At 72.9% G+C, this 21,671-nt stretch carries 19 protein-coding genes; 4 read left to right on the top strand and 15 right to left on the bottom strand.

What is annotated here, in order from left to right:
- Window positions 1-203: 203 nt before the first annotated feature.
- The 9 genes from Asi03nite_RS06805 to kdd all read right to left on the bottom strand — a co-directional run bounded on the left by Asi03nite_RS06805 (window position 204) and on the right by kdd (window position 10,176).
- Window positions 204-728 carry an FxsA family protein gene (locus Asi03nite_RS06805; RefSeq protein WP_203677557.1) on the bottom strand — a complete coding sequence of 175 codons (525 nt, stop codon included), beginning with the start codon at window positions 726-728 and terminating at the stop codon, window positions 204-206.
- Window positions 729-809: 81 nt separating this feature from the next.
- A complete protein-coding gene (locus Asi03nite_RS06800; protein WP_203677556.1) occupies window positions 810-1,598 on the bottom strand; it encodes a polyprenol monophosphomannose synthase in 789 nt (262 codons plus the stop codon).
- Window positions 1,595-3,211, bottom strand: a complete 1,617-nt coding sequence (gene lnt, locus Asi03nite_RS06795; protein WP_239102512.1) for an apolipoprotein N-acyltransferase — start codon at window positions 3,209-3,211, stop codon at window positions 1,595-1,597. The genes Asi03nite_RS06800 and lnt overlap by 4 nt, the downstream gene beginning before the upstream one ends.
- Before the next feature lie 513 nt (window positions 3,212-3,724).
- Complete coding sequence (locus Asi03nite_RS06790; RefSeq protein ID WP_203677555.1) at window positions 3,725-4,972, bottom strand: glutamate mutase L; 1,248 nt, start codon at window positions 4,970-4,972, stop codon at window positions 3,725-3,727.
- Window positions 4,969-5,334 (bottom strand): 3-aminobutyryl-CoA ammonia lyase, encoded by a 366-nt coding sequence (gene kal / locus Asi03nite_RS06785; RefSeq protein ID WP_203677554.1) that lies wholly within the window; start codon window positions 5,332-5,334, stop codon window positions 4,969-4,971. The genes Asi03nite_RS06790 and kal overlap by 4 nt, the downstream gene beginning before the upstream one ends.
- On the bottom strand, window positions 5,331-6,068 hold the full coding sequence (gene kamE, locus Asi03nite_RS06780) for a lysine 5,6-aminomutase subunit beta (RefSeq protein ID WP_203677553.1): 738 nt from the start codon (window positions 6,066-6,068) through the stop codon (window positions 5,331-5,333). Before kamE ends, kal begins: the two co-directional genes overlap by 4 nt.
- On the bottom strand, window positions 6,065-7,609 hold the full coding sequence (gene kamD / locus Asi03nite_RS06775) for a lysine 5,6-aminomutase subunit alpha (RefSeq protein ID WP_203677552.1): 1,545 nt from the start codon (window positions 7,607-7,609) through the stop codon (window positions 6,065-6,067). Before kamD ends, kamE begins: the two co-directional genes overlap by 4 nt.
- A 13-nt stretch (window positions 7,610-7,622) precedes the next feature.
- Window positions 7,623-9,158 (bottom strand): amidohydrolase, encoded by a 1,536-nt coding sequence (locus tag Asi03nite_RS06770; RefSeq protein WP_203677551.1) that lies wholly within the window; start codon window positions 9,156-9,158, stop codon window positions 7,623-7,625.
- Window positions 9,159-9,162: 4 nt separating this feature from the next.
- A complete protein-coding gene (kdd, locus tag Asi03nite_RS06765) occupies window positions 9,163-10,176 on the bottom strand; it encodes an L-erythro-3,5-diaminohexanoate dehydrogenase (protein ID WP_203677550.1) in 1,014 nt (337 codons plus the stop codon).
- A 181-nt stretch (window positions 10,177-10,357) separates the two neighbouring features.
- Here kdd and Asi03nite_RS06760 point away from each other — a divergent pair, with 181 nt between their 5' ends.
- Window positions 10,358-11,743, top strand: coding sequence for a KamA family radical SAM protein (locus Asi03nite_RS06760; RefSeq protein WP_203677549.1), 1,386 nt, complete (start codon window positions 10,358-10,360; stop codon window positions 11,741-11,743).
- 94 nt (window positions 11,744-11,837) lie between these two features.
- Here Asi03nite_RS06760 and Asi03nite_RS06755 read toward each other — a convergent pair whose 3' ends face one another.
- The 6 genes from Asi03nite_RS06755 to Asi03nite_RS06730 form a co-directional block, all read right to left on the bottom strand.
- On the bottom strand, window positions 11,838-12,029 hold the full coding sequence (locus Asi03nite_RS06755) for a CsbD family protein (RefSeq protein WP_203677548.1): 192 nt from the start codon (window positions 12,027-12,029) through the stop codon (window positions 11,838-11,840).
- A 727-nt stretch (window positions 12,030-12,756) separates the two neighbouring features.
- A complete protein-coding gene (locus Asi03nite_RS06750) occupies window positions 12,757-13,323 on the bottom strand; it encodes a maleylpyruvate isomerase N-terminal domain-containing protein (protein ID WP_203677547.1) in 567 nt (188 codons plus the stop codon).
- A gap of 29 nt (window positions 13,324-13,352) precedes the next feature.
- A complete protein-coding gene (locus Asi03nite_RS06745) occupies window positions 13,353-13,817 on the bottom strand; it encodes an Lrp/AsnC family transcriptional regulator (protein WP_203677546.1) in 465 nt (154 codons plus the stop codon).
- A 34-nt stretch (window positions 13,818-13,851) separates the two neighbouring features.
- Window positions 13,852-14,991 (bottom strand): acyl-CoA dehydrogenase family protein, encoded by a 1,140-nt coding sequence (locus Asi03nite_RS06740; protein WP_203677545.1) that lies wholly within the window; start codon window positions 14,989-14,991, stop codon window positions 13,852-13,854.
- Window positions 14,992-15,037: 46 nt separating this feature from the next.
- On the bottom strand, window positions 15,038-15,688 hold the full coding sequence (locus tag Asi03nite_RS06735; protein WP_203677544.1) for a response regulator: 651 nt from the start codon (window positions 15,686-15,688) through the stop codon (window positions 15,038-15,040).
- A 206-nt stretch (window positions 15,689-15,894) separates the two neighbouring features.
- A complete protein-coding gene (locus Asi03nite_RS06730) occupies window positions 15,895-16,845 on the bottom strand; it encodes a sensor histidine kinase (protein ID WP_203677666.1) in 951 nt (316 codons plus the stop codon).
- A gap of 147 nt (window positions 16,846-16,992) precedes the next feature.
- Here Asi03nite_RS06730 and Asi03nite_RS06725 point away from each other — a divergent pair, with 147 nt between their 5' ends.
- The 3 genes from Asi03nite_RS06725 to Asi03nite_RS06715 all read left to right on the top strand — a co-directional run bounded on the left by Asi03nite_RS06725 (window position 16,993) and on the right by Asi03nite_RS06715 (window position 21,217).
- Window positions 16,993-17,682 carry an ABC transporter ATP-binding protein gene (locus Asi03nite_RS06725; protein ID WP_203677543.1) on the top strand — a complete coding sequence of 230 codons (690 nt, stop codon included), beginning with the start codon at window positions 16,993-16,995 and terminating at the stop codon, window positions 17,680-17,682.
- Window positions 17,679-20,015, top strand: a complete 2,337-nt coding sequence (locus Asi03nite_RS06720) for an ABC transporter permease (protein ID WP_239102488.1) — start codon at window positions 17,679-17,681, stop codon at window positions 20,013-20,015. The genes Asi03nite_RS06725 and Asi03nite_RS06720 overlap by 4 nt, the downstream gene beginning before the upstream one ends.
- A gap of 293 nt (window positions 20,016-20,308) precedes the next feature.
- On the top strand, window positions 20,309-21,217 hold the full coding sequence (locus Asi03nite_RS06715) for a 5'-3' exonuclease (RefSeq protein ID WP_203677542.1): 909 nt from the start codon (window positions 20,309-20,311) through the stop codon (window positions 21,215-21,217).
- Window positions 21,218-21,671: the final 454 nt, after the last annotated feature.

Below are 21,671 nucleotides of genomic sequence, written 5' to 3'. Positions count from 1 at the left end.
TGTACGAAGCCCGCAAAACAACAACCACTCCCCGCCGAACCCACCCGGCTGGGCCACACGATCCTCACCGCGCCTGTAGGGCAACCACCACGACCAGCCGGGGGCACGCGGCTGGGTCACCTGGTTCCAATCGCGGCCGTATGCCGACGACGACCACCAGCCGAGCGCGCTCGGCTGGTGGTCGTGGTGGTTCGGCGGCTGGGCTAGCGGACGATCTCGCCCTCGATGGCGGCGGCCGGCTGGCGCGCGGCCGCCGGGGCGTCCCCGTTGACCACAGTCGCGTCGACCACCGTCGGGTCGTCGACGCGGACCCGGACCTTACGCGGCCCGAACAGGTTCCCGGTGGCGGCGGAGCCCAGCCGGCGGGAGGCGAAACGCTCCACGCCACGGCGCGCCAGCGTCCGGCCCGGCGGCACGAGCAGCAGCACCCCGATCACGCCGGTGACCAGGCCGGGCAGTGCCAGCAGCAGAGCGCCGCCGAGCCCCACCAGCGAGTTGGTCACCTCGGCGCCCGGCGGGCGACCGGCCGCGGCGGCCTGCTGGAAGGCCCGCCAGCCCCGGATGCCCTCTCGGCGCAGCAGCGAGAACCCCGCCAGGCTCACCACGGCGAGCAGCAGGAACGCCCAGCCGCCACCGATCAGGTGGGCCACCGTCAGGAAGGCCGAGATCTCGGCGATCGCGAGCAGCGGGAAGACGAAGGGAAGGTATGCCATCCGGCTACGGCGCATTGGAGTCCTCCGGGTTCATGCGTGCCACTCCAGCATGACACCGGAACCTGCGACCTGCCTGAGTGCCCGCCGAGGGGGCCGTCACGGCCAGGTCTGCTCCTGCCGCGGTTTGCGCCCGAGCAGGTTGAGCAGCGACTCCTTGCGCGCCTGCGCCCCCCACAGCGTCACCCGCAGCAGCTGCTCCTTGAAGATGTTGCCGCTCATCTTGCTGACGCCGTGTTCCCGCTCGGTGAACGTGATCGGCACCTCGACCAGGGTAAAGCCGCCCCGGTACGCCCGCCAGGCCAGCTCGACCTGGAAGGAGTACCCGGTGGAGGCGACGGTCGGCACGTCGATGGCGTCGAGCACTGTCATCTTGTAGGCCCGGTAGCCGCCGGTGGCGTCCCGGAACGGCATGCCGAGCGCCATCCGGATGTAGATGTTGCCGCCGCGCGAGAGCAGCAGCCGGTGCATCGGCCAGTTGTGCACGCTGCCGCCCGGGATGTACCGGGTGCCGAGCACCGCGTCCGCGCCGGCCAGCGCGTCGAGCAGCTTGGGCAGCTCCTCGGGGGCGTGCGAGCCGTCCGCGTCCATCTCGACGACCGCGTCGTACCCCTTGTCCTTGGCCCAGGCGAAGCCGGCCTTGTAGGCGGCGCCGAGGCCCTCCTTGCCGGTGCGGTGCAGCACGAAGATGTGGTCGTCGGCGAGCGCCAGCTCGTCGGCGATGTCGCCGGTGCCGTCCGGCGAGTTGTCGTCGGCGACCAGGATGTCGACCTCGGGGACCGCGCGGCGGACCCGGCCGGTGATCAGGCGGACGTTGTCGGCCTCGTTGTACGTGGGGATGATCACGAGGACCCGCCCCACTCCCGGGTAGCCTTCCGCCTCGCTCAACGTTCCTCCACGCTCGTGTCGTCGCCGCTCTTGCCGTCCATCGCACGCCGACGACGCAGGGGCACGGCGCCGGCCAGGGCCACCACGGCCAGCCCGGCCGCGATCGCCTCGGGCCAGAGGCCCGAACGAGTCGCCAGCGTACGCGTTCCCCCGAGCGCCATTTTATGCACCACCACCTCAGCGGTGTTGAACGACGTCGCGCCGTGTACGCCCCCCTCGGTATCGACGAAGGCCGAGACACCCACCGTCGACACCATCAGCGAGTCGAGACCGTGCTCGACCGCGCGCAACCGCACCATGGCCAGCTGCTGACGGGCCTCGGCCTCGTCGAACGTGGCGTTGTTGGTCTGCACGGCGAGGATCTGCGCGCCACTGGTGACGGTGTCGCGCACGATCCCGTCGTAGGCCACCTCGAAGCAGATCACGTCACCCAGGGTGAGCGCGCCGGTGTCGATGACGCCGGCGTGGTCACCCGGGAGCATGTTCCTCACCAGGTCGACCTTGTCGCTGACCACCCGGGCGACCGATCGCAGCGGCATGTACTCGGCGAACGGGACGGGGTGCTGCTTCACGTACGTCTGGTCCAGGTCCGGCCCGGTGACCGGCATCCACAGCAGCCCGGCGTTCTTGATGTCGCCCGGGTTGTCGGTGCGCAGCACCGTGCCGACCAGGATCGGCACCCCGATCGCCTGGGCCGCCGCGGCGATCTCCCGCGCCGCGTCGTCGTTGCGCAGCGGGTCGATGTCGCTGGAGTTCTCCGGCCAGACCACCAGGTCGGGCCGGGGCTGCCGGCCGGCGGCCACGTCGGCTGCCAGCTGCCGGGTGGCGGTCACGTGGTTGTCCAGCACCGCCCGGCGCTGGGCGTTGAAGTCCAGGCCGAGCCGGGGCACGTTGCCCTGCACGATGGCGACCGTGCGGGCCGGACCGGCCGGCGCGGCGAGCGGCACCGCGGCCGGCGCGCCGATCAGCACGGCGGCCACGGCGGCGTACCCGGCGATCGGCGGCGCCGCGGGCCGGCGCCAGCGCCGCCAGGCGATCGCCAGCACCGCGCCGCCGGCGGCCGCCACCGCGAAGGTGACCAGCGGGGCGCCGCCCCAGGCGGCCAGGCGCAGCGAGGGGGCGTCGCCCTGGCTGAACGCGAGCCGCCCCCACGGGAACCCGCCGAACGGGGCCCGGTCGCGCAGCGCCTCGTCGGCGACCCAGAGCAGGCCGGTCAGCAGCGGCCACAGCGCCCGCCACCTGTCGATCAGCGGGGACAGCCAGGCCAGGGCGAGCCCGGTGAGCCCGAGCACGGCCGCCTCGGCGGTGGACAGCAGCGCCCAGGGCAGCCAGCCGGCCGCGATCCGGGTCCACTCCAGCAGCGGGTAGAACAACACGAGGCCGGTGACGAAGCCGAGGCCGAAGCCGGCCCGCGGCCGCCGCCGGTGCACGGCCGCGGCCAGCAGCGCGACACCGGCCGGGGCGAGCCACCACAGGTCGTACGGCGGCAGGGCGAGCAGCAGCGCCACGCCGGCGGCCACGGCCAGCGCGGCGGCCACCGGCAGCCGCAACGGCGCGGCGCGGCGCGGGCCGCCGGGACCGGGCTCGGCGAGATCCGGCGGCGGCATCGTCATTTCCACGCCAGGCAGGCTACCTGCCGGTCCGGGGCACTTCGGCCGGCTAGTCGGATGCGATCTCGTACCGGCCGGACGGGAACCGGCTGGGTGAACCGGCCGGGAGAACTGGCGGAGGGGCGCGGCGTCCAGCGGCCGCGCCCCTCGGGGTGCTTCTTTCCGTCCCACGGTCGGTGCGCCCGGCGAGCCTCGCGCTGACCTTCGGACCGACGCGTCACGGGCTGGCTGCCCGCGCCGTGCCGTTGTCTACTGGCCAGGCTCGGCTCGTCTCGGCTCCCGTGTGGCGACCCGGTCCGCGCCGCCCGCGCACCCGAACCCCCTGGACCTGGCTGAACGCACGACCCCGGCGCGGGGACGGCACTGCGGCCAGTGGGTAAGGGAACGAAGCGGATCACAGTCGCTTGCCGTGAGACAGGACCTGAAGACGGTACGTCCGGACGGGGGCGGTCTGTCAACCGCGGGGAACCCGTTCCGGCGTGTCGCGTCTTCCGGCGTGTCCGAAAATGTACTCCATCAGCCCAGCAGGGCGTCCAACAGCCCGCCTGCCGCACTCGGGTGGTCGGCGGCCAGCAGTCCGGCGGCGGCCAGGACGTATCGACCGTCGACGACGGTCCGGGCCCGGTCCGGCAGGGCCCACCCGCCGGCCGTGTCGCCCAGCACGGCGGCCAGGACGTGCTCGCCGCCACCGTGCCGCAGCACTCCCCCGGAGCCGACGACGAGGCGTACGTCACGCAGATGCCGGCCTCCCGTGCGGGGCAGTCCGGGCCCGGCCGAGTGACCCCGGGCGTGCCGCCGCAGCGCGATCATGGCCGCGGCCGCCGCCAGCTCACGGTCGGTGCCGGGCGCGGGCAGCTTCTCCGAGACCGCGGCGGCCCGGGTGGACGGGGCGCCCACCGCGACACCCAGGTCGCCCTCGACAGTGCGGGACCGCCACAGCGTCCCGGCCACGTCCCGGCGCGGCCCGGTGGACAGCTCCGCGTCGGGCAGCAGCGCCGAGTACACGTCCGTGGTCGCCCCGCCCACGTCCACCACCAGCACCCCGGCCGCCGCCCGGTCGGCGAGCAGCTCCACGCCGGCCAGCACCGCGTCCGGGGTGGCCGCCCGCACCAGCGACGCGAACCGGGGGCCCTTCGACAGCCGTTTGCCGCCGATCACGTGCCGCAGGAACACCTCCCGGATCGCGGCGCGGGCCGGCAGCGGGTCGAGCACCCCGATGCGCGGCAGGACGTTCCCGGTCGCGGTCACCGGGACGCCGCGCTCCACGAGCAGGGCGGCGGCCTCGTCCCGTACCTCCGCGTTGCCGGCCAGGACCACCGGCGACCGCAACCGGTTGGCGGCCAGCCTCCGCGCGTTGTGCAGCAGCACCTCGCCGTCGCCGCCGTCCGTGCCACCGACCAGCAGGACCACGTCCGGCCGCGACGCGCGCAGCGCGGAGACGGCCGCGCCGTCCAGCGGCCCGGCCGCGACGTGCACCACCTGGGCGCCGGCCGACAGGCCGACCCGGTGCCCGGCCTCCGCGGTGACCAGGCTCTCGTAGCCGGCGACGGCCAGCCGTAGCCCGCCACCGGCCGACGAGCAGACGTAGAGCTCGCCGTCCCGGGCGCCGCCGACAGCCGCGACGGCGGCGTGCAGACCCCGCAGGACGTCCGTTCCGGACGTGGTCGGCACCTCGGCCCGGCTGATCAGTTCAGCGCCGCCGAGGTCGATCTTGGCTGCTTTGGTGTACGTCGACCCGACGTCCACACAGACCGCGACCGTCACCCCCGGGCCGGCACGACGACCGTGCCCACCGCGGTGACCGCGACGATCGGCTCGTCGAGCACGGCCGCCGCCGATCCCCCGGTCCCCCGGCACACCACTGTGGAGGTGAACTCGATCCGGCGGCTGCGCGTGCCCATGTGCACCACCGTGGCGGTGACCTCCAGCACGTCCCCGGCCTGCACGGGCGCCGTGAACTGCACGTCGTCGTAGGACGCGAACAGCCCCTCGTCGCCGTCGAGCCGGATGCACACCTCGGTGGCGACGTCGCCGAACAACCCGAGCGAATAGGCCCCGTCGACCAGGTTCCCGGCGTAGTGGGCGTGCGAGTACGGAACATAGCGACGATGCGTGACAGTGATCATGATTTGCTCTTGCTCTCGATCAGCGCGTGGACCAGGTAGGAAGCGACCTCGCGGGGTGTGGTGCCGCGGCCGAAGATCCGGTCGACGCCCAGCTCACCGGTCATCAGCTCGTCGAAGCGGGGGCCGCCGACGATCAGCAGCGGCCGCCGCCCGGCCGGCAGCGCCTCGCGGAACGCCGCGGACATGGCGCGGGTGTTGTGCAGATGTGCGTCACGCTGGGTAACCACCTGGGAGACCAGGACCGCGTCGGCCTTCTTCTCCCGGGCGGTCTCCACCAGATCGGGCACGGAGACCTGGGCGCCCAGGTTGGTCACCGACAGCTCGGAGTAATACTCCAGGCCCTTCTCGCCGGCGATGCCCTTGAGGTTGAGGATCGCGTCGATGCCCACGGTGTGCGCGTCGGTGCCGATGCAGGCGCCCACCACGTTGAGCCGGCGCCGCAGCCTCCGCTTGATCACCGCGTTCACCTCCTTGGCGCTCAGCAGCGGGTAGTCACGCTCGACGACCTGCACCCGCTCGGTGTCGACGAGATGGCCGACCTTTCCGTAGACGACGAAGAAGGTGAAGCCGTCGCCCATCGGTTTGGCGTGCACCAGCATCGCCGGGTCCATGCCCATCTTGCCGGCGAGCTGCAGGGCGGCGCCCTCGGCGCGCTTGTCGTGCGGGATCGGCAGGGTGAAGGAGAGCTGCACCATGCCGTCGCCCGTGGTATCTCCGTAGGGGCGGACGATCACAGCAGCTCTCCCACCGGGTTGTAGTAGTCGTCTTCCTGCCTGGCCACCCCGTCGAGGCCCTTGCCGCGGTCCGCGGGCCGTTTCATCAGCCCGAAGGTGCCGTCCGCGATGGCCTCCATCAGCGTGTCGTCGACGATGCGTTCCAGCAGCTCGACGGCCTCGCCGAGCACCTGGCCGGCCCGGCCGCGGATGAACGCGCCAGGCACGAAGTCCTCGTGCAGGTTGCCGGCGCCGTTGAGCACGTACCGCACGTTCTGCAGGGCGATGTCGCGGTCGGACAGCCACGGGGTGACCACCGCCTCGGTCATCATCCCGACCAGCAGGATGCCCTGGCCGGTCAGCGCCCCGGCCAGGTTGAAGAACCCGTCGAGCAGGTTGCCGCGGAAGACGTCGCCGGTCATGTGCCTGGTCGGCGGCATCCACTTGAGCGGCGCGTCCGGGAACAGCTCCCGCGCCAGCAGCGCGTGCGCCAGCTCCAGCCGGAACGACTCCGGCAGGTCCGGGTTGATCTCGAAGGCGTGGCCCAGCCCGAGCTGCCAGTCCGCCAGGCCGGCCTCGTGCGCGAAGAACTCGTTGAGCAGCTGGGACACCGTCACCGTGTGCGCGGCCTCGACGGCGTCCGCGGTGGTGAGGTAGTTGTCCTCGCCGGTGTTGATGATGATCCCGGCGCGGGCGTGCACCTGCCTGCTGAATCGCTGGTCGACGAAGGTGCGGATGGGATTGATGTCACGGAACAGGATGCCGTACATCGAGTCGTTCAGCATCATGTCGAGCCGCTCCAGCCCGGCCAGCGCCGCGATCTCGGGCATGCACAGCCCGGACGCGTAGTTCGTCAGGCGGATGTATCGGCCCAGCTCACGGGAGGTCTCGTCGAGCGCCGCCCGCATCAGCCGGAAATTCTCCTGGGTGGCGTAGGTGCCCGCGAACCCCTCCCGGGTGGCCCCCTCGGGCACGTAGTCCAGCAGCGACTGTCCGGTGGACCGGATCACCGCGATGACGTCCGCGCCGGCCCGGGCCGCCGCCTGCGCCTGGGGGATGTCCTCGTGGATGTCCCCGGTGGCGACGATCAGGTAGATCCACGGGCGTTGCGCCGGATCGCCGTACCGCCTGATCAGTCTGTCCCGCTCGGCCCGGCGCCGATCGATGATCTTGAGGCCGCCGGCGGCGGCCTTCCGGGCCCGCCGCCGGGCCGCGGCGATCTCGGATTTCTTCTCCGGTACGGCGAACCGCACCGCCCCCGCCGCCGCCTTCTGCGCCAGCACGGTGAGGTCCTCCACGCCCGTGGTCAGCGCCGCGTGCAGCACCGGCACCGCCACCCCGTGCCCGAGTCCGACATCCGCGCGCACGGCGTCGACCAGGCGGTTCACCCAGGGGATGCCGTCCGCGTCGGCGCCGTGCACGCCGGCCAGGCGCAGCACCGCCCGCTCCACCGACACGGTGGTGTGCGACCGCGCGAGGTCGACGACGGGCTGCCCGGCCTTGGCGGCGAGCGCCCGCGCCCGCGCGACGATCCGCGGGTCCAGATCCAGCTTCCCGGCCACCTTCTCGTGTCTCCTAGCTCTCGTGAATCGTTTCGCCGTGCAGCACCGTGCGCCGGCAGACCGGCCGCGCGGGCACCGCGCCGTCGAGGTCCGGCAACAGCGCCGGCAGGCCCTCCACCACACCGCCCGGGGTCTCCCAGATCGCGAACGTCGCCGAGGCGCCGGGCGCCAGCACGCCCACCCCGTCGACGCCGGCGCCCCGCCAACCGCCGCGGCTGCCGGCCGCGAACGCCGCGCGCACCTTCATCCGGTGGACCGGGTTGCGCGGGGCCGCGGCGGCCACCACCATCGCCCAGGGATCCAGCGCGGTCACCGGGGAGTCGGAGCCGAACGCCAGCGCCACCCCGGTCGCGTGCATCGCGCCGATCGGGTTGCTGGCCAGCGCCCGCTCGACGCCGAGGCGCTGCGCGTACATCCGGTCGGCGCCACCCCACAGCGCGTCGAACACCGGCTGCACCGAGGCGACCACCCCGAACTCGACCATCCGGGCGATCATCGCCTTGTCGATCAGCTCGACGTGCTCGATGCGGTGGCTGCCCTCGCGGATCCGGTCGACGCCGACCTGCTTCGCGGCCAGCGCGAAGCCCTCCAGCACTGTCGCGATCGCGGCGTCGCCGATCGCGTGGAACCCGCCCTGGAAGCCGATCCGCACGCAGTCCAGCAGGTGCTCGGCGGCCTGCTCGGCGGTCAGGAACGCCTCGCCGCAGCCATGGTCGCCGTCCAGGTACGGCGAGCGCACCGACGCGGTCCGGGAGCCGAGCGCGCCGTCCGCGTACAGGTCGCCGGCGGCGCCGTGCGCGCCCAGTTCCCGGGCCCGCTCGGCGCCGCCCAGCTCGCCCCAGTAGCCGAAGACCTGCGGCAGGCCCTGGCCGGACAACGCCAGCACGGACTGGAAGTCGGCCTCGCTGGACGTGCCCGGGCCGCCGCACTCGTGCACCGCGGCGATGCCCATCGACGCCGCCCGACTCAGCGCGGTCCGCTGCGCCGCGGTCCGCTGCTCCGGCGTGAGCGAGCCGAGCGCCACCGCGCGGACCGCGTGGTGGGCGTGCTCGCGCACCCAGCCGGACGGGTGGTAGCCGTCCACGCCCACGGCCTCCGGCAGCAGCGCCGAGCTGGCCAGCGCGGAGTGCACGGAGGCCTGCGACAGGTACACCCTGCGGCCCTCGGCGGCCCGGTCCAGCTCCTGCGCGGTGGGCGGGGTCTGCTCGGCCCAGGTCGACTCGTCCCAGCCGTGCCCGTGCACGACGCCGCCGGCCGGACGGGTCCGCGCGAACGCGGCCACCGCGTCCAGCAGCTCACGCGCCGAGCGCACGCCGGACAGGTCCAGGCCGTCGAAGGCCAGCCCGGTGTCCGTGGCGTGCAGGTGCGCGTCGACGAAGGCCGGGGTGACCAGCGTGTTCTCCAGGTCGACGGTGTGGTCGGCGGCCGGCGCGTCGGCGGTGTCGCCGAGCCAGGCGATGACGCCGTCGCGGACCAGCATCGCGGTGGCACGCGGCTCGGCGGCGGAGTAGAAGCGACCGTTGGTGTAGCGGACCGAGGGTTGAGTCATGCGGTCAGTCTCCCGCGATCCGCGCCTCGAACAACGCGCGCACTGCGGGCGTCGTACGCAGCAGGTCGACGGCGAACTCGGCGTGCCCGGGCACGTACCCGTTGCCGACCAGCATGGTCACGTCCGCGGCGAGCCCCTCCGCGCCGAGGGCGGCCGCCGGGAAGCTGGTCGCCATCGAGAAGAAGATCACGGTGCCGCCGGGAGCGGTGGCCAGGATCGCGCCGTGCTCGCAACCCGGCACGTCCACGCAGACCACAGTGACGTCCGCCGTGCCGGCCCGGTCGGCGACCGCGACCGGGTCCCGCGCGTCGGCGATCGCGATCTCGTCCGCCACCGCCGCGGCGCGCAGCGCGTCCCGCTCCGCTGCGGAGACGACTACCGCCTTGGTACGGGCGCCGGCGCGCTTGGCGGCGGCCAGCGACAGGGAGCCGCTCTTGCCGGCCCCGCCGAGCACCAGCACGGTCGGGTCGCGGTATTTCCGGACGATCCGGTCCACCAGTGCCGGGGCACCACAGACGTCGTAGACCGCCAGCGCCAGCTCCGGCGGCAGATCGTCGGGCAGCACCCCGACGATCGAGCGGCCGAACAGGATCGCCGTCCCGTCGGCCGGCGCCTGCTCGGACAGCCCGTCCCAGCCGCGCAGTCCGTCGGTGATCCGCAGCGGGGTCAGCGTCAGGCTGACCAGTGTCGCGACCCGGTCCCCCGGCTTGACCGGCAGCGACGACTCCGGGCCGACCTGCTCGACCACGCCGATCAGCATGCCGCCGGAGCCGGTGACCGGGTTGTGCATCTTGCCGCGCGTGCCGACGATGTCCAGCACCTCGGCGCGGATCCGCGCGCCGTCCCCGGCGTGTTTCTCGGCGAGCTGCCGGTAGCTGGCGGCGTCCAGGTTGAGTCGCTGCACGCGAACGCGCACCTCGTCCGGGCCGATCTCCGGGGAGGCGTCCAGGCGCCAGGCCGCCTGGGGCAGCACGCCGGGCGGCTCGATCACCCGGTGCAGGCCCACTGATCCCGCCATCGACAGTCTCCTCACTTCACACCCACACCCCGGGCCACGGCCCGCACCCCGGGTGACACCCAGCAACCCTGGAAAGCTTCGCCCCTACGGGCCGCTCTACCGTAAATCTTTCGTAGCCTGGGTTTCTAGACCGAAGATTCTCAAGTAACTTGTTGATCCTGAACAGATCTTCAGGGAGGCTATGGTGTCCGAGGAGGCAACGGTGCCCGAGCGCGACACGGGACAGCCCTACGAGTACCAGCGACGCGAGCTGATCGAGCCGGACTGGACCCGCTTCCCCGGCTGGCGTGACGTGACCGCCGCCCAGTGGCAGTCCGCCCAGTGGCAGCGGGTCAACTGCGTGAAGAACGTGAAGCAGTTACGGGCGGTGCTCGGCGGCCTGGTGGACGAGTCGTTCTACGCCGACCTGGAAACCGACCAGCGGCGCCTGGCCACCATGTCGATGCTGATCCCGCCGCAGATGCTGAACACGATGGTGCCGCACGAGGCGCCCGACACAACCGCCTTCTACGCCGACCCGGTGCGCCGCTACATGCTGCCGGTCGCCACCGACCGGCACCTGGACTGGCCCTCGCACCCGAACGCGAGCCGCGACTCGCTGCACGAGCACGACATGTGGGTGGCCGAGGGGCTGACCCACCGCTACCCGACGAAGGTGCTGGCCGAGTTGGTCGCCACCTGCCCGCAGTACTGCGGGCACTGCACCCGGATGGACCTGGTCGGCAACAGCACGCCGGCGGTGCCGAAGCTCAAGCTGGTCCAGAAACCGGTGGACCGCTACGCGGCCCACCTGGATTACCTCAAGACCCATCCGGGGGTACGGGACGTGGTCGTCTCCGGCGGCGACGTGGCGAACGTGCCGTGGAAACAGCTCGAGGCGTACCTGATGGGCCTGCTCTCGGTGCCCACCGTGCGCGACGTCCGGCTGGCCACCAAGGCGCTGATGGGCCTGCCCCAGCACTGGCTGCAGGACGACGTGGTCGAGGGCATGCACCGGGTCGCGGTCACCGCCCGGCGCCGCGGCGTCAACCTGGCTGTGCACACCCACGTCAACCACGTGAACTCGCTGACCCCGATGGTCGCCCGGGCCGCGCGGACACTGCTCGAGCTGGGCGTGCGCGACGTGCGCAACCAGGGCGTGCTGATGCGCGGGGTCAACGCGACCTCGGCCGATCTGCTGGATCTGTGCTTCGCGCTGCAGGGCGAGGCCGGCATCCTGCCGTACTACTTCTACATGTGCGACATGATCCCGAACGCGGAGCACTGGCGGGTGCCGGTGTGGCACGCCCAGCGGCTGCAGCACGACCTGATGGGCTACCTGCCGGGGTACGCGACGCCGCGGATCGTCTGCGACGTGCCGTTCGTCGGCAAGCGCTGGGTGCACATGGTCGCCGAGTACGACCGGGAGCACGGCATCTCGTACTGGACGAAGAACTACCGCACGTCGATCGAGAAGGACGACAGCGAGGCGCTCTCCAAGCTGTACGCGTACTACGACCCGATCGACACGCTGCCGGAGTCCGGCCAGGAGTGGTGGCGCAAGCAGCAGACGCTGGCCATGGTCTGAGCGTTCACACAGCAAGGGGCCCCGCTGCGGGGCCCCTTGTCAGCTCTGTCCGGGTTCAGCTTTCCTGTTCGGCCGCACCCGTCGCTTCCCTGGTTCAGCTGAGCGCGTCGCGGACGTCGCGCCCGGCGTCCTTGACGTGCTCGCCCGCCTGCTTGGCGTGCGCGGAGGCCTCCTGGGCCTCGCCCTCGGCGTACAGGCGGGGATTGTCGGTCGCCTCGGCGATGCCCTGCTTCGCCTTGCCGGTCAGCTCCTCGGTCTTGTTCTTGACCTTGTCGGTGAAGCTCATCTGCCAACCCTCCGTGGTCTCGTCATGTCATGAGGTGCCTCGGTCCCGGGGTGCCCGATCGGCATTTTCTTGAAACGTGCCAGTGACAGCGTTCGATGTCCGCGTAAGATCGTCGAAGGGCCGCCTCGTTCGGCTCGGCCGCCGGTGCCTACGAGCGCGGCCGCCCGCCGTACCCGGGAACGTTCTTGACTTTCTCCTCCCCCCGGGCACTCGATGTGGGCTGTCCCGCACACCGGCATTTCGTCCCGGGCCGAAAGTACCGTTTCCGGAACCGGGCCGCGTAACTCGGCGGCCAGGAAGGCGAATGCGGCCGGAACCGCCGTGCTCCAATAGGCGAAATCGTGCCCGCCCGGACCGGACGTTCCGGCCGCCGGCCGCCCGGCGTCGAAACCCCGGGCCGCGCACCACGCCGGCAGCTCCTCGACCAGCATCCGCTGCGGGTCGTCCTCGTCGCCCGGCTGCCAGGCGAGCCGATCCCCGGTCGCCCCGGCCAGCACGAACGGCGGCGCGCCCCGGTTCACCGCGTCGGTCAGGAACCGTCCCAGCCCCAGCCCCGCGAAATCGGCCGGGCGCTTCGAACCGCCGTGCAGGATCAGACAGACCGGCAGGCCAGCTCCGTCGCCGTGACCGGCCGGCACCGCCGTGTAGAAGTCCACGGTGGTCCGCCCTTCGCTCGTCTCCGACAGGACAACGCGCGCCCGGCGGGGCCGACACGGCAGCCAGAGGCTCAGTCCACGGCCGCCCGGAGGGTCCACGAGGTGCGGCGTGGCCGGCCGGGGAGCGTGCCCCGGCCCGTACACCACAGCAGGGTCGGGATGGGATCTTGATCGGGATGGCCGGGGAAGAGCCGGGCCAGGACGGCCGCGCACAGTGCCGGCGGCGGGCGCCAGCCGGTGCGCAGCCCCTGGGTGACGTCGTAGGTGTGCAGAAGGATCTCGTTCACGCCGAGCGCGGCGAACCCGGACGTGTCGGTGGGCCCCCAGTGCCAGGCGCGGGCGCCGGGCCCCGCACAGCGCAACTGTGTGGCCAGCAGAGTTCCGGCCGCGGTGATGATCCGCACCAGATCGGCGGGCGTCGCGCCGGGGCGGACCTCCAGGTCGAGCGGCAGGTAGCCGTCCGGGGCCGCGGCGGCCAGCTGGGCGGCGTAGGCGAGCAGGTCGTGGGCGATGTGCGCGGCCGTCTCGTGGCAGGTCCAGTCGAGGTCGCCGGCCCGGACCGTCCAGTCGCCGCCCAGGTGCGGGGTCAGGGCTTTGCGCAGCTCGTCGAGCGCGGACTCGACATCGCTCGCGTCCATGTCACACCGTCTCACGTCGGCCTAGGAAGCTAGGTCAAAGGATCGGCGGGCGGAGCGATCCACGGCGGGCGGCTCTCGTAGGGCGTGGAGAGGACCACCGTGGTACGCGTCGTCACATTCGCCGCGGTGCGGATGTCCTGCAGCAGCCGCTCCAGGTCGGCCGGGCTCTTCACCCGGACCAGCAGCATGTAGAAGTCCTCGCCGGCCACCGAGTAGCAGGAGTCGATCTCGGAGAGATGCGCCAGCCGCTCGGGGGCGTCGTCGGGCTGCGACGGGTCGAACGGGCGGATCGCCACGAACGCGGTCAGCGGCAGGCCCAGCGCCTCGTAGGAGACCTTCGCCGTGTACCCGGAGATCACGCCGCGCTGCTCCAGCCGGCGGACCCGCTGATGCACGGCCGAGACGCTCAGGCCCACCCGCTCCGCCAGGTCGGTGTAGGACAACCGGCCGTCCACAGTGAGGGCCGTCACGATAGCCCGGTCGATCTCTTCCACGCGGTAAGACTAACGACCAGACGGGCTCGCGGCGTCAGCCGGTCAGCGAGCGGGCGATCACCATCCGCTGGATCTGATTGGTGCCCTCGACGATCTGCAGCACCTTCGCCTCGCGGAACCAGCGCTCGACCGGGTGGTCGGCGACATATCCGTAACCGCCGAGCACCTGCACGGCGTCCGTGGTCACGCGCATCGCGACATCGGTGGCGAACAATTTGGCCTTGGCCGCCTCGATCGAGAACGGCCGGCCGGCGTCCTTGAGCCGGGCCGCCGCCAGCAGCAGCGCCCGCGCCGCGGAAACCTGGGTGGCCATGTCGGCGAGCATGAAGCCGACGCCCTGGAATCGCCCGATGGGTTGGCCGAACTGGGCACGCTCCCGGGCGTACGCGACGGCGTAGTCGGTCGCGGCCTGGGCCAGGCCGACCGCGCAGGCGGCGATCCCGAGACGCCCCGCATCGAGCGCCCGCATGGCGATGGCGAAGCCCTCGCCCTCCGCCCCCACCAGGCGATCGTGCGGGATGCGCGCGTTGTCCAGCACGATCTGCGCCGGCGCGGAGGACCGCAGGCCCATCAGCCGCTCGCGCGCCTGCGGCAGCAGACCTGGCGTGTTCGCGTCCGCGATCAGACAGGAGACACCCTTCGCGCCGGGCCCGCCGGTGCGGACGAAGATGTTGTAGAAATCGGCCACGCCGCCGTGCGTGATCCACGCTTTCGTGCCGTTGACCAGCCAGTTCTCGCCGTCCGGCACCGCGCGGGTGGTCAGGTTCGCCGCGTCCGAGCCGCCCGCCGGCTCCGAGAGGCAGTAGGCGCCGAGGAGCTCGCCGCCGAGCATCTCCGGCAGCGCTTTGCGCTGCCGTTCGCTGCCGTAGGCGGCGACCGGGAAACAGGACAGGGTGTGCACGCTGACGGCCTCGGCGATCCCGAGCCAGGTTCCGGCGAGGATCTCCAAGACCTGCAGATAGATTTCGTACGGCTGTCCGGCGCCGCCGTCGCTTTCCGCATACGGCAACCCGAGCAGGCCGGCGCGCCCTACCGTACGCAGGACTTCTCGCGGGAACTCGCCGCGCGCCTCGTAGTCGTCGACCTTGCCGGCCAGCTCACGGGTGGCGAGCTCACGGGTGAGGTCGAGCAGGTCGTGTGCCTCAGGGGTGGGAAGCAGTCGATCCACGGTCACCCCCTGAGCTTAACGGTCGTTCAATCCCGGGGACACCCCGTACGCCTCACCCGCCCGGCGTGATCAGGCCGGTCTCGTAGGCCAGGACGACCGCCTGGGCGCGGTCGCGCAGCTCCAGCTTGGCGAAGATCCGGGCCACGTGCGTCTTCACGGTCGCCTCGCTCAAGGTCAGCGCCCCGGCCAGCTCGGTGTTGGACAGGCCGCGCCCGAGCAGGGTCAGGACCTCCCGCTCGCGCGGCGTCAGCGGCGCCAGATCGCGGTGGACGGTGGGCCGCTCGCCGGCGAACCGCTGCACCAGCCGCCGGGTGATCGACGGCGCGAGCAGCGCGTCGCCGGTGCCGACCAGGCGCACCGCGTTGGCCAGGTGGTCCGCGGTGACGTCCTTGAGCAGAAAGCCGCTGGCGCCCAGCGCGAGCGCGGAGTACACATACCGGTCGAGGTCGAACGTGGTGAGCATGAGGATCCGGCACTTCGGGTCGCGGGCCAGGATCCGCCGGGTCGCCTCGATGCCGTCCATGACCGGCATCCGGATGTCCATCAGCACGACGTCGGGCCGCAGCCGGCGTTCCGCGTCGACCGCCTCCGCGCCGTCGCCGGCCTCGCCGGCCACGTCGACGCCGCGGGCGGTCAGGATCAGCCGGAATCCGGCTCGGATCAGCTCCTGGTCGTCGACGATCAGGACCCGGGGCGCCGTCATGGCCCCGCCACCTGGTTGCGCCTGGGGACGCGGTGATGTCACGGCCTCTCCACTTCGGTGCGCCTCCGGACGGGCTGACGCCATGGTCGCTCCACCGGGATGCGCCCTTGGAGCCGGTGGTGTCATGGCCCCTCCACCGGGAGGCAGGGGTGAGGTCCGCGGTGTCATGGCAACTCCACCGGGAGGCACGGGTGAGGTCCGCGGTGTCATGGTCCCTCCACCGGGATGCGCGCCCGGACGCGGAAACCCCCGCCCAGCCGGCGGCGGGCGTCCAGGTCGCCGCCGTACACCGCGACGCGCTGCCGCAGGCCCAGCAGACCGCGACCGGCGCCGTCCGCGCTCTCGGCCGGCGGCTCGGAACTGCCGGCCGGACCTCTGGCCGGCGGCCCGGAACTGCCGGCCGCGCCCCCGGCCGACCGCCCAGGGGTGCCGGCCGGCGGCCCGGAACTGCCGGCCGCGCCCTCAGCCGACCGTCCGGAGCTGCTGGCCGCGGTCCCGCCCGGCGGCCCGGGACTGCCGGTCAGCACGCTCGGGCCGGTGGTCAGCACCTCGACGCGCAGCGCGCGCTCGGCATACCGGATGGTCACCTCGGCCTTGCCGCCGGCGCCGTGCCGCAGCGCGTTGGTGAGCGCTTCCTGGACGATGCGATACGCCGTCACGTCGATGCCGGACGGCAGGGGGCGGACCTCGCCGGAGACCCGCACCTCGACCGGCAACCCGGCGAACGCGACCCGGTCGACGAGCGAGCCGAGGCCGCGCAGGGTGGGCTGCGGGGTCAGCTCGGCGTCGGACCCGTGCGCGTCCGGCGCCAGCAGGCCCAGCAGGTGCCGCAGCTCGGTCATGGTGGTCCGCCCGGCCTTCTCCACCTCGGCCAGCGCGGCGTGCGCCGTCTCCGGCCGTGCGGTCAGCACCTCGCGCGCGGCCGCGGTTTGCACGATCATCACGCTCACGTTGTGGCTGACGATGTCGTGCAGCTCGCGGGCGATCCGGGCGCGCTCCTCACCGACGGCGGCCTGCGCGGCGCTCTCCCGCTCGCGCTCCAGCAGCCAGCCGCGCTCCCCCAGGGCCCGGACATGCGCGCGGCGGGCGCGGACCAGCGCGATCCACGGCACGACGGCGGCCAGGCCGGCCACCGCCAGCGCACCCGGCAGCCACATCGATCCCACGGATGACACCTTGGCAGACCGGGGCGCCCGGCACATCATCCCCGGCACGTAGCCGGCATACATCCCCAGGACTACGGCGAGAGGATGTCAGACCACGGTCCGATGCCGACGGCGGGCGGGCTCCGTAGCGTTCCGGCCATGACGAGGGAGACCATCGTGCGCCTCGGCGGCGTGCGCAAGGAGTACGGGGAGACCGTCGCGCTGGACGACGTGTCCCTGGAGATCCGCCCCGGTGAGGCGGTGGCCGTGATGGGCCCCTCCGGGTGCGGGAAGTCCACGCTGCTCAACATGATCGCCGGGCTGGACCGGCCGACCGGGGGCACCGTCGAGGTGCACGGCGAGCGCGTCGACGAGATGAGCGAGACGCGGCTGGCCTTGTTCCGCCGCCACCACCTGGGCATGATCTTCCAGTTCTTCAACCTGCTGGACGACCTGCCCGCACTGGACAACGTGGCCCTGGCCGCGCAGCTGACCGGCAGCAAGCCCGGCCCGGCCCGCAGGCGTGCGCTGGAACTGCTCGACGAGCTCGGCATCGCGGACCGGCGCAACGTCTACCCGGCCGCGCTCAGCGGCGGTGAGCGGCAGCGCGTCGCGGTGGCCCGGGCGCTGATCAACCGGCCGGCGCTGCTGCTGGCCGACGAGCCCACCGGCGCGCTCGACTCGCGGGCCGGCGAGCAGGTGATGGACCTGCTGCTGGACCTCAACCAGATCGGCCAGACGCTGCTGATCGTCACGCACGACGAGCGGCTGGCACACCGGTGCGCGAGCCGGCTGATCGAGATGAGCGACGGCCGGGTCGCCCGCGAGTCCACGCTGGAGCGGCTGTGAGAGCGGTGTGGCGCGCCGCGCGGGCCGCGGTCCGCCGGCGCAAGGTGCAGACGGCCGTGATCGCGCTGGTGGCGCTCTTCTGCACGGCCACCGGGGTGGTCTCGCTGGCGCTGCTGGACGCCGCCTCCGCGCCGTTCGACCGGGCCTTCGCGGCCCAGCAGGGGGCGCACGCGGTCGCGGCGTACGATCCGGTCCGGGTCACCGACGCGCAGCTGACCGGCGCGACCACCGGGGTGTCCGGGATGAGCGGGCCGTTCCCGCAGGTCGTGGTCGAAGCCGAGAACCCCGGCGACATCTTCCTGGCGGGCCGCCCGCTCACCGTGGTGGGACGCGCCGACCCGGGCGGCGCCGTCGACCGGCTGGACCTCTGGCGGGGGCGGTGGGCCACCGCCGCGGGCGAGGTCGTGCTCGCCTCCGAGCCGCACGTGGCCGACTTCGACTCCGGCCCGCAGAGCCGCACCACGACGCTGACCGTGAACGGCGTGACGCTGCGGGTCGTCGGATGGGCGTTCAGCATCAGCGGCTCGGCCGACGCGTGGGTGGCCCCGGCGCAGATCGCCGCGCTGCACCCGACCGCCACCCAGATGCTGTACCGGTTCACCGGCGACGTGACGACGCGGGAGGCGGTGACGGCGCGGCTGTCCGGGGTGACCACGGGGCTCCCCGGCGGCGCGCTCGTCGCCGCCCAGCAGTACCTGACGCTCAAGGAGAAGGCCGCCGCCGAACCCGGCACCTACCTGCCGTTCCTGAGCACTTTCGGCGTGCTCGGCCTGCTGGTCGCGATGATCATCGTGGGTAACGTGGTGAGCGGGGCGGTGGTCTCCGGCATCCGGCACATCGGCGTGCTCAAGGCGATCGGGTTCTCCCCCGGCCAGGTCGTGGCGGTCTACCTGACCATGGTCACCGTGCCCGCGGTGGCCGGCGCGGTGCCGGGCACGGTGCTCGGGGCGTTCGCGGCGCAGCCGATGCTCAGCGACACGTTCCGCGGGCTCGGGTTCGGGCAGGACGCCGGGGCCCGGCCGTGGGTGTGGGCGGCCGGGCTGATCGGTGTGCCGCTGATCGTCGTACTGGCGGCGCTGCTGCCCGCGCGTCGCGCCCACAGGCTCTCCGCGGCCGAGGCCATCTCCGCCGGCAGCACCCAGCGCCGGAGCCGCGGCCTGCGCGTCCAGCGTGCCCTGAGCGGCACCCGGCTGCCGCGGGCGGTCGGCCTCGGCCTCGGGCTGCCGTTCGCCCGGCCCGGCCGGACCGCGCTGACCCTGGCCACGTTGCTGCTCGGGGTCACGACGGTCACCTTCGCCGGCGGCCTGTCCGGCTCCGTCGTGCGGGTCGCCGAGATCGGTGACCGGTCCGGCGGCCAGATCGGGGTGCGGCCCCAGCCCCCCGCCCTCGGCGTGTCCAGCACCCGCACCGACACGGAGGTCGAGGCGCTGCTGCGCGGGCTGCCCGGCACGGCCCGGATCGGGGTGTTCTACACCCACGAGGCGTCGGTAGCCGGGATGAGCGAGCCCATCATGATCAATTTCGGTCGTGGTGATGTGGCGGCGCTGGGCTACGAGGCTCAGCTCCTGGACGGGCGCTGGATGACCGGGCCGGACGAGATCGTCGCGCCCACCCAACTGATGAACAGGCGCGGTTTCCGGCTCGGCGACCGGATCACCATCGAGCTCGGCGGCGGGCGCAGCACCTTCACCCTGGTCGGTGAGACGGTGCGGGGGGTGCCCGGCCCCGAGGGCCTGTTCGCCGAGCGGGCGGCGCTGGCCCGGCTCGACCCCGACCGCAAGCTCGCGCCGGCCGACTTCTTCTACCAGGTGCAGGTGACCGACGGGACGAGCCTGGACGGCTACGCCGGCGCGGTGCGGACCGCCGACCCGGGGCTGTACGCCTGGAACAACACCGGCGGCGATGAGTTCGCGACGATCGTGACCGGCTTCTCCACGGTGCTGTCGATCCTGCTCGCCGCGGTGACCGCGCTCGGTGTGCTGAACACGGTGGCGCTCAACGCCCTCGACCGCCGCCGGGACCTCGGCATGCTGAAGTCGATCGGGATGACCCCGCGGCAGGTGCTGACCATGATGGTGACCTCGGTGGCCGCGCTCGGGTTGGCCGCCGGTCTGCTCGGCATCCCGATCGGGATGCTGGCGCACCGGTTCATCGTGCCCCTGGCCGGGGAGGCCGCCAGCATGCGCCTGCCGGCCGAGGTGATGCAGGTCTGGCATCCGGGGATGCTGGGGCTGCTGGCCCTCAGCGGCGTGGCGATCGCGGTGGCCGGCGCGCTGCTGCCGGCCCGCTCGGCGGCGCGGCTGACCATCGCGCAGGTGCTGCACAACGAGTGAGCGCCGGAGCTGCTCGGGAATGCCGGGAACCGGGTCGGCGCCAGTTCGGGGGCCGCGTGCGCCCGAACTGGCGAAGAGCCGCCAGTTCCGGCGCTGCTGCAGTCGGTGCGGGGCCCGGCCGGCTGGCGCGCGGCCGGGTCGCTGGACGCTGGGGTCGGCAGTCTGGTCGGGGACGGGCGGGGACCGGTCCCGCCGGTGGGTCCACTCAGGGGACGAGAGGGATGAAGGGTGCGCGGAGCGACAGGCCGTGATCACGTGCCGGAGTTGTCGTACCCGTGTGGCAGGGTAGGCGCGTGACTCGACCACTGCTGGCCGTCGACGCTCCCAGCCTGTACTTCCGGGCGTTCCACGGCATTCCGGAGAAGGCGGCGCAGACCGGGGCCGGGGAGCCGGTCAACGCGATCCGCGGGTTCCTCGACATGATCGCTCAGCTGGTGCGGACCCGGCGGCCCGACCGGCTGGTCTGTGCGCTGGACGCGGACTGGCGGCCGGCCTGGCGGGTGGAGCTCGTCCCGTCGTACAAGGCGCACCGCGTGGCGCACGGTGACGTCGAGGAGGTGCCGGCGTCGCTGGAGCGGCAGGTGCCGATCCTGCTCGAGGTGCTCGCGGCAGTGGGTATCCCGGCGTTCGGCGTGCCGGGTTACGAGGCGGACGACGTGCTCGGGACGCTCGCCGCGACGCAGGCCGCGCCGGTCGAGGTGGTCTCCGGGGACCGCGACCTCTTCCAGCTGGTCGACGACTCGCGCGGGACCCGGCTGCTCTACTGCGGGCGGGGCGTGGCCAAACTGGAGGACGCCGATGAGGCTCTGGTCCAGGCGAAATACGGGGTGCCGGCCCGGTGGTACGCGGACTTCGCGGCGATGCGCGGCGATCCCAGTGACGGCCTGCCCGGCGTCGCCGGGGTCGGCGAGAAGACCGCTGCGCGACTGATCGAGAGGTATGGGGGAATCGCCGAGATCCTGGCCGCCCTGGACGAACCGGGGTCGGGGTTCGCGCCGGGTGTGCGGACGAAACTCGACGCGAGCCGGGAGTACCTGGCAAAGGCCCTGCCGGTGTGCCGGGTCGCGCTCGACGTGAAGCTGCCCGACTTCGACCCGGCGCTGCCGAGGGAGCCGCGCGATCCGGAGACGTTGCTGGCTCTCGCCGAGCGCTGGAATCTGGCCGGCTCGGCCCGGCGCCTGGTCGACGCCCTGGCCGGCTGACACGGGCGCGCAGCGTGCGGCGCGACACACAGCACGCAGCGCGACATGCGGCACGCGACGCGACACACAGCACGCAGCGCGACACACAGCACGCAGCGCGACACCCAGCACGCGGCAACGACGCAACACCCACCACGCGGCACGACACCCGGCACGCGACACGCACCATCCGGCGCCACACGCAGCACGCGGCGAGGTCCGGTGGAACTTGTGCGAGGGGCGGTGCCCGAGGTTCGGGCGGCGCGGTAAGGCGCGCGGGGCCGGGCGAAGGGCGCGGGCTGGCGTTGAGGTGAGCGCCACGTTTGGTGGGTGAGAAGCCGGGCGCTGAGCGCTGCCGCGACCGCGGATCATGCCACTGACGTGGTCGAGGAGTGAATGAGTCGCCTTGATTTGTTAGAAGGCCGCGACGCTGGGCATCTCAATGGTCGGGTGACCAAAACCCTACACATCGGAG

This window comes from Actinoplanes siamensis (assembly GCF_016862395.1).
Lineage (GTDB): Bacteria > Actinomycetota > Actinomycetes > Mycobacteriales > Micromonosporaceae > Actinoplanes > Actinoplanes siamensis.
Note: the sequence above shows the minus strand (reverse complement) of the source record. Positions and strands in the feature narration are given on the sequence as shown.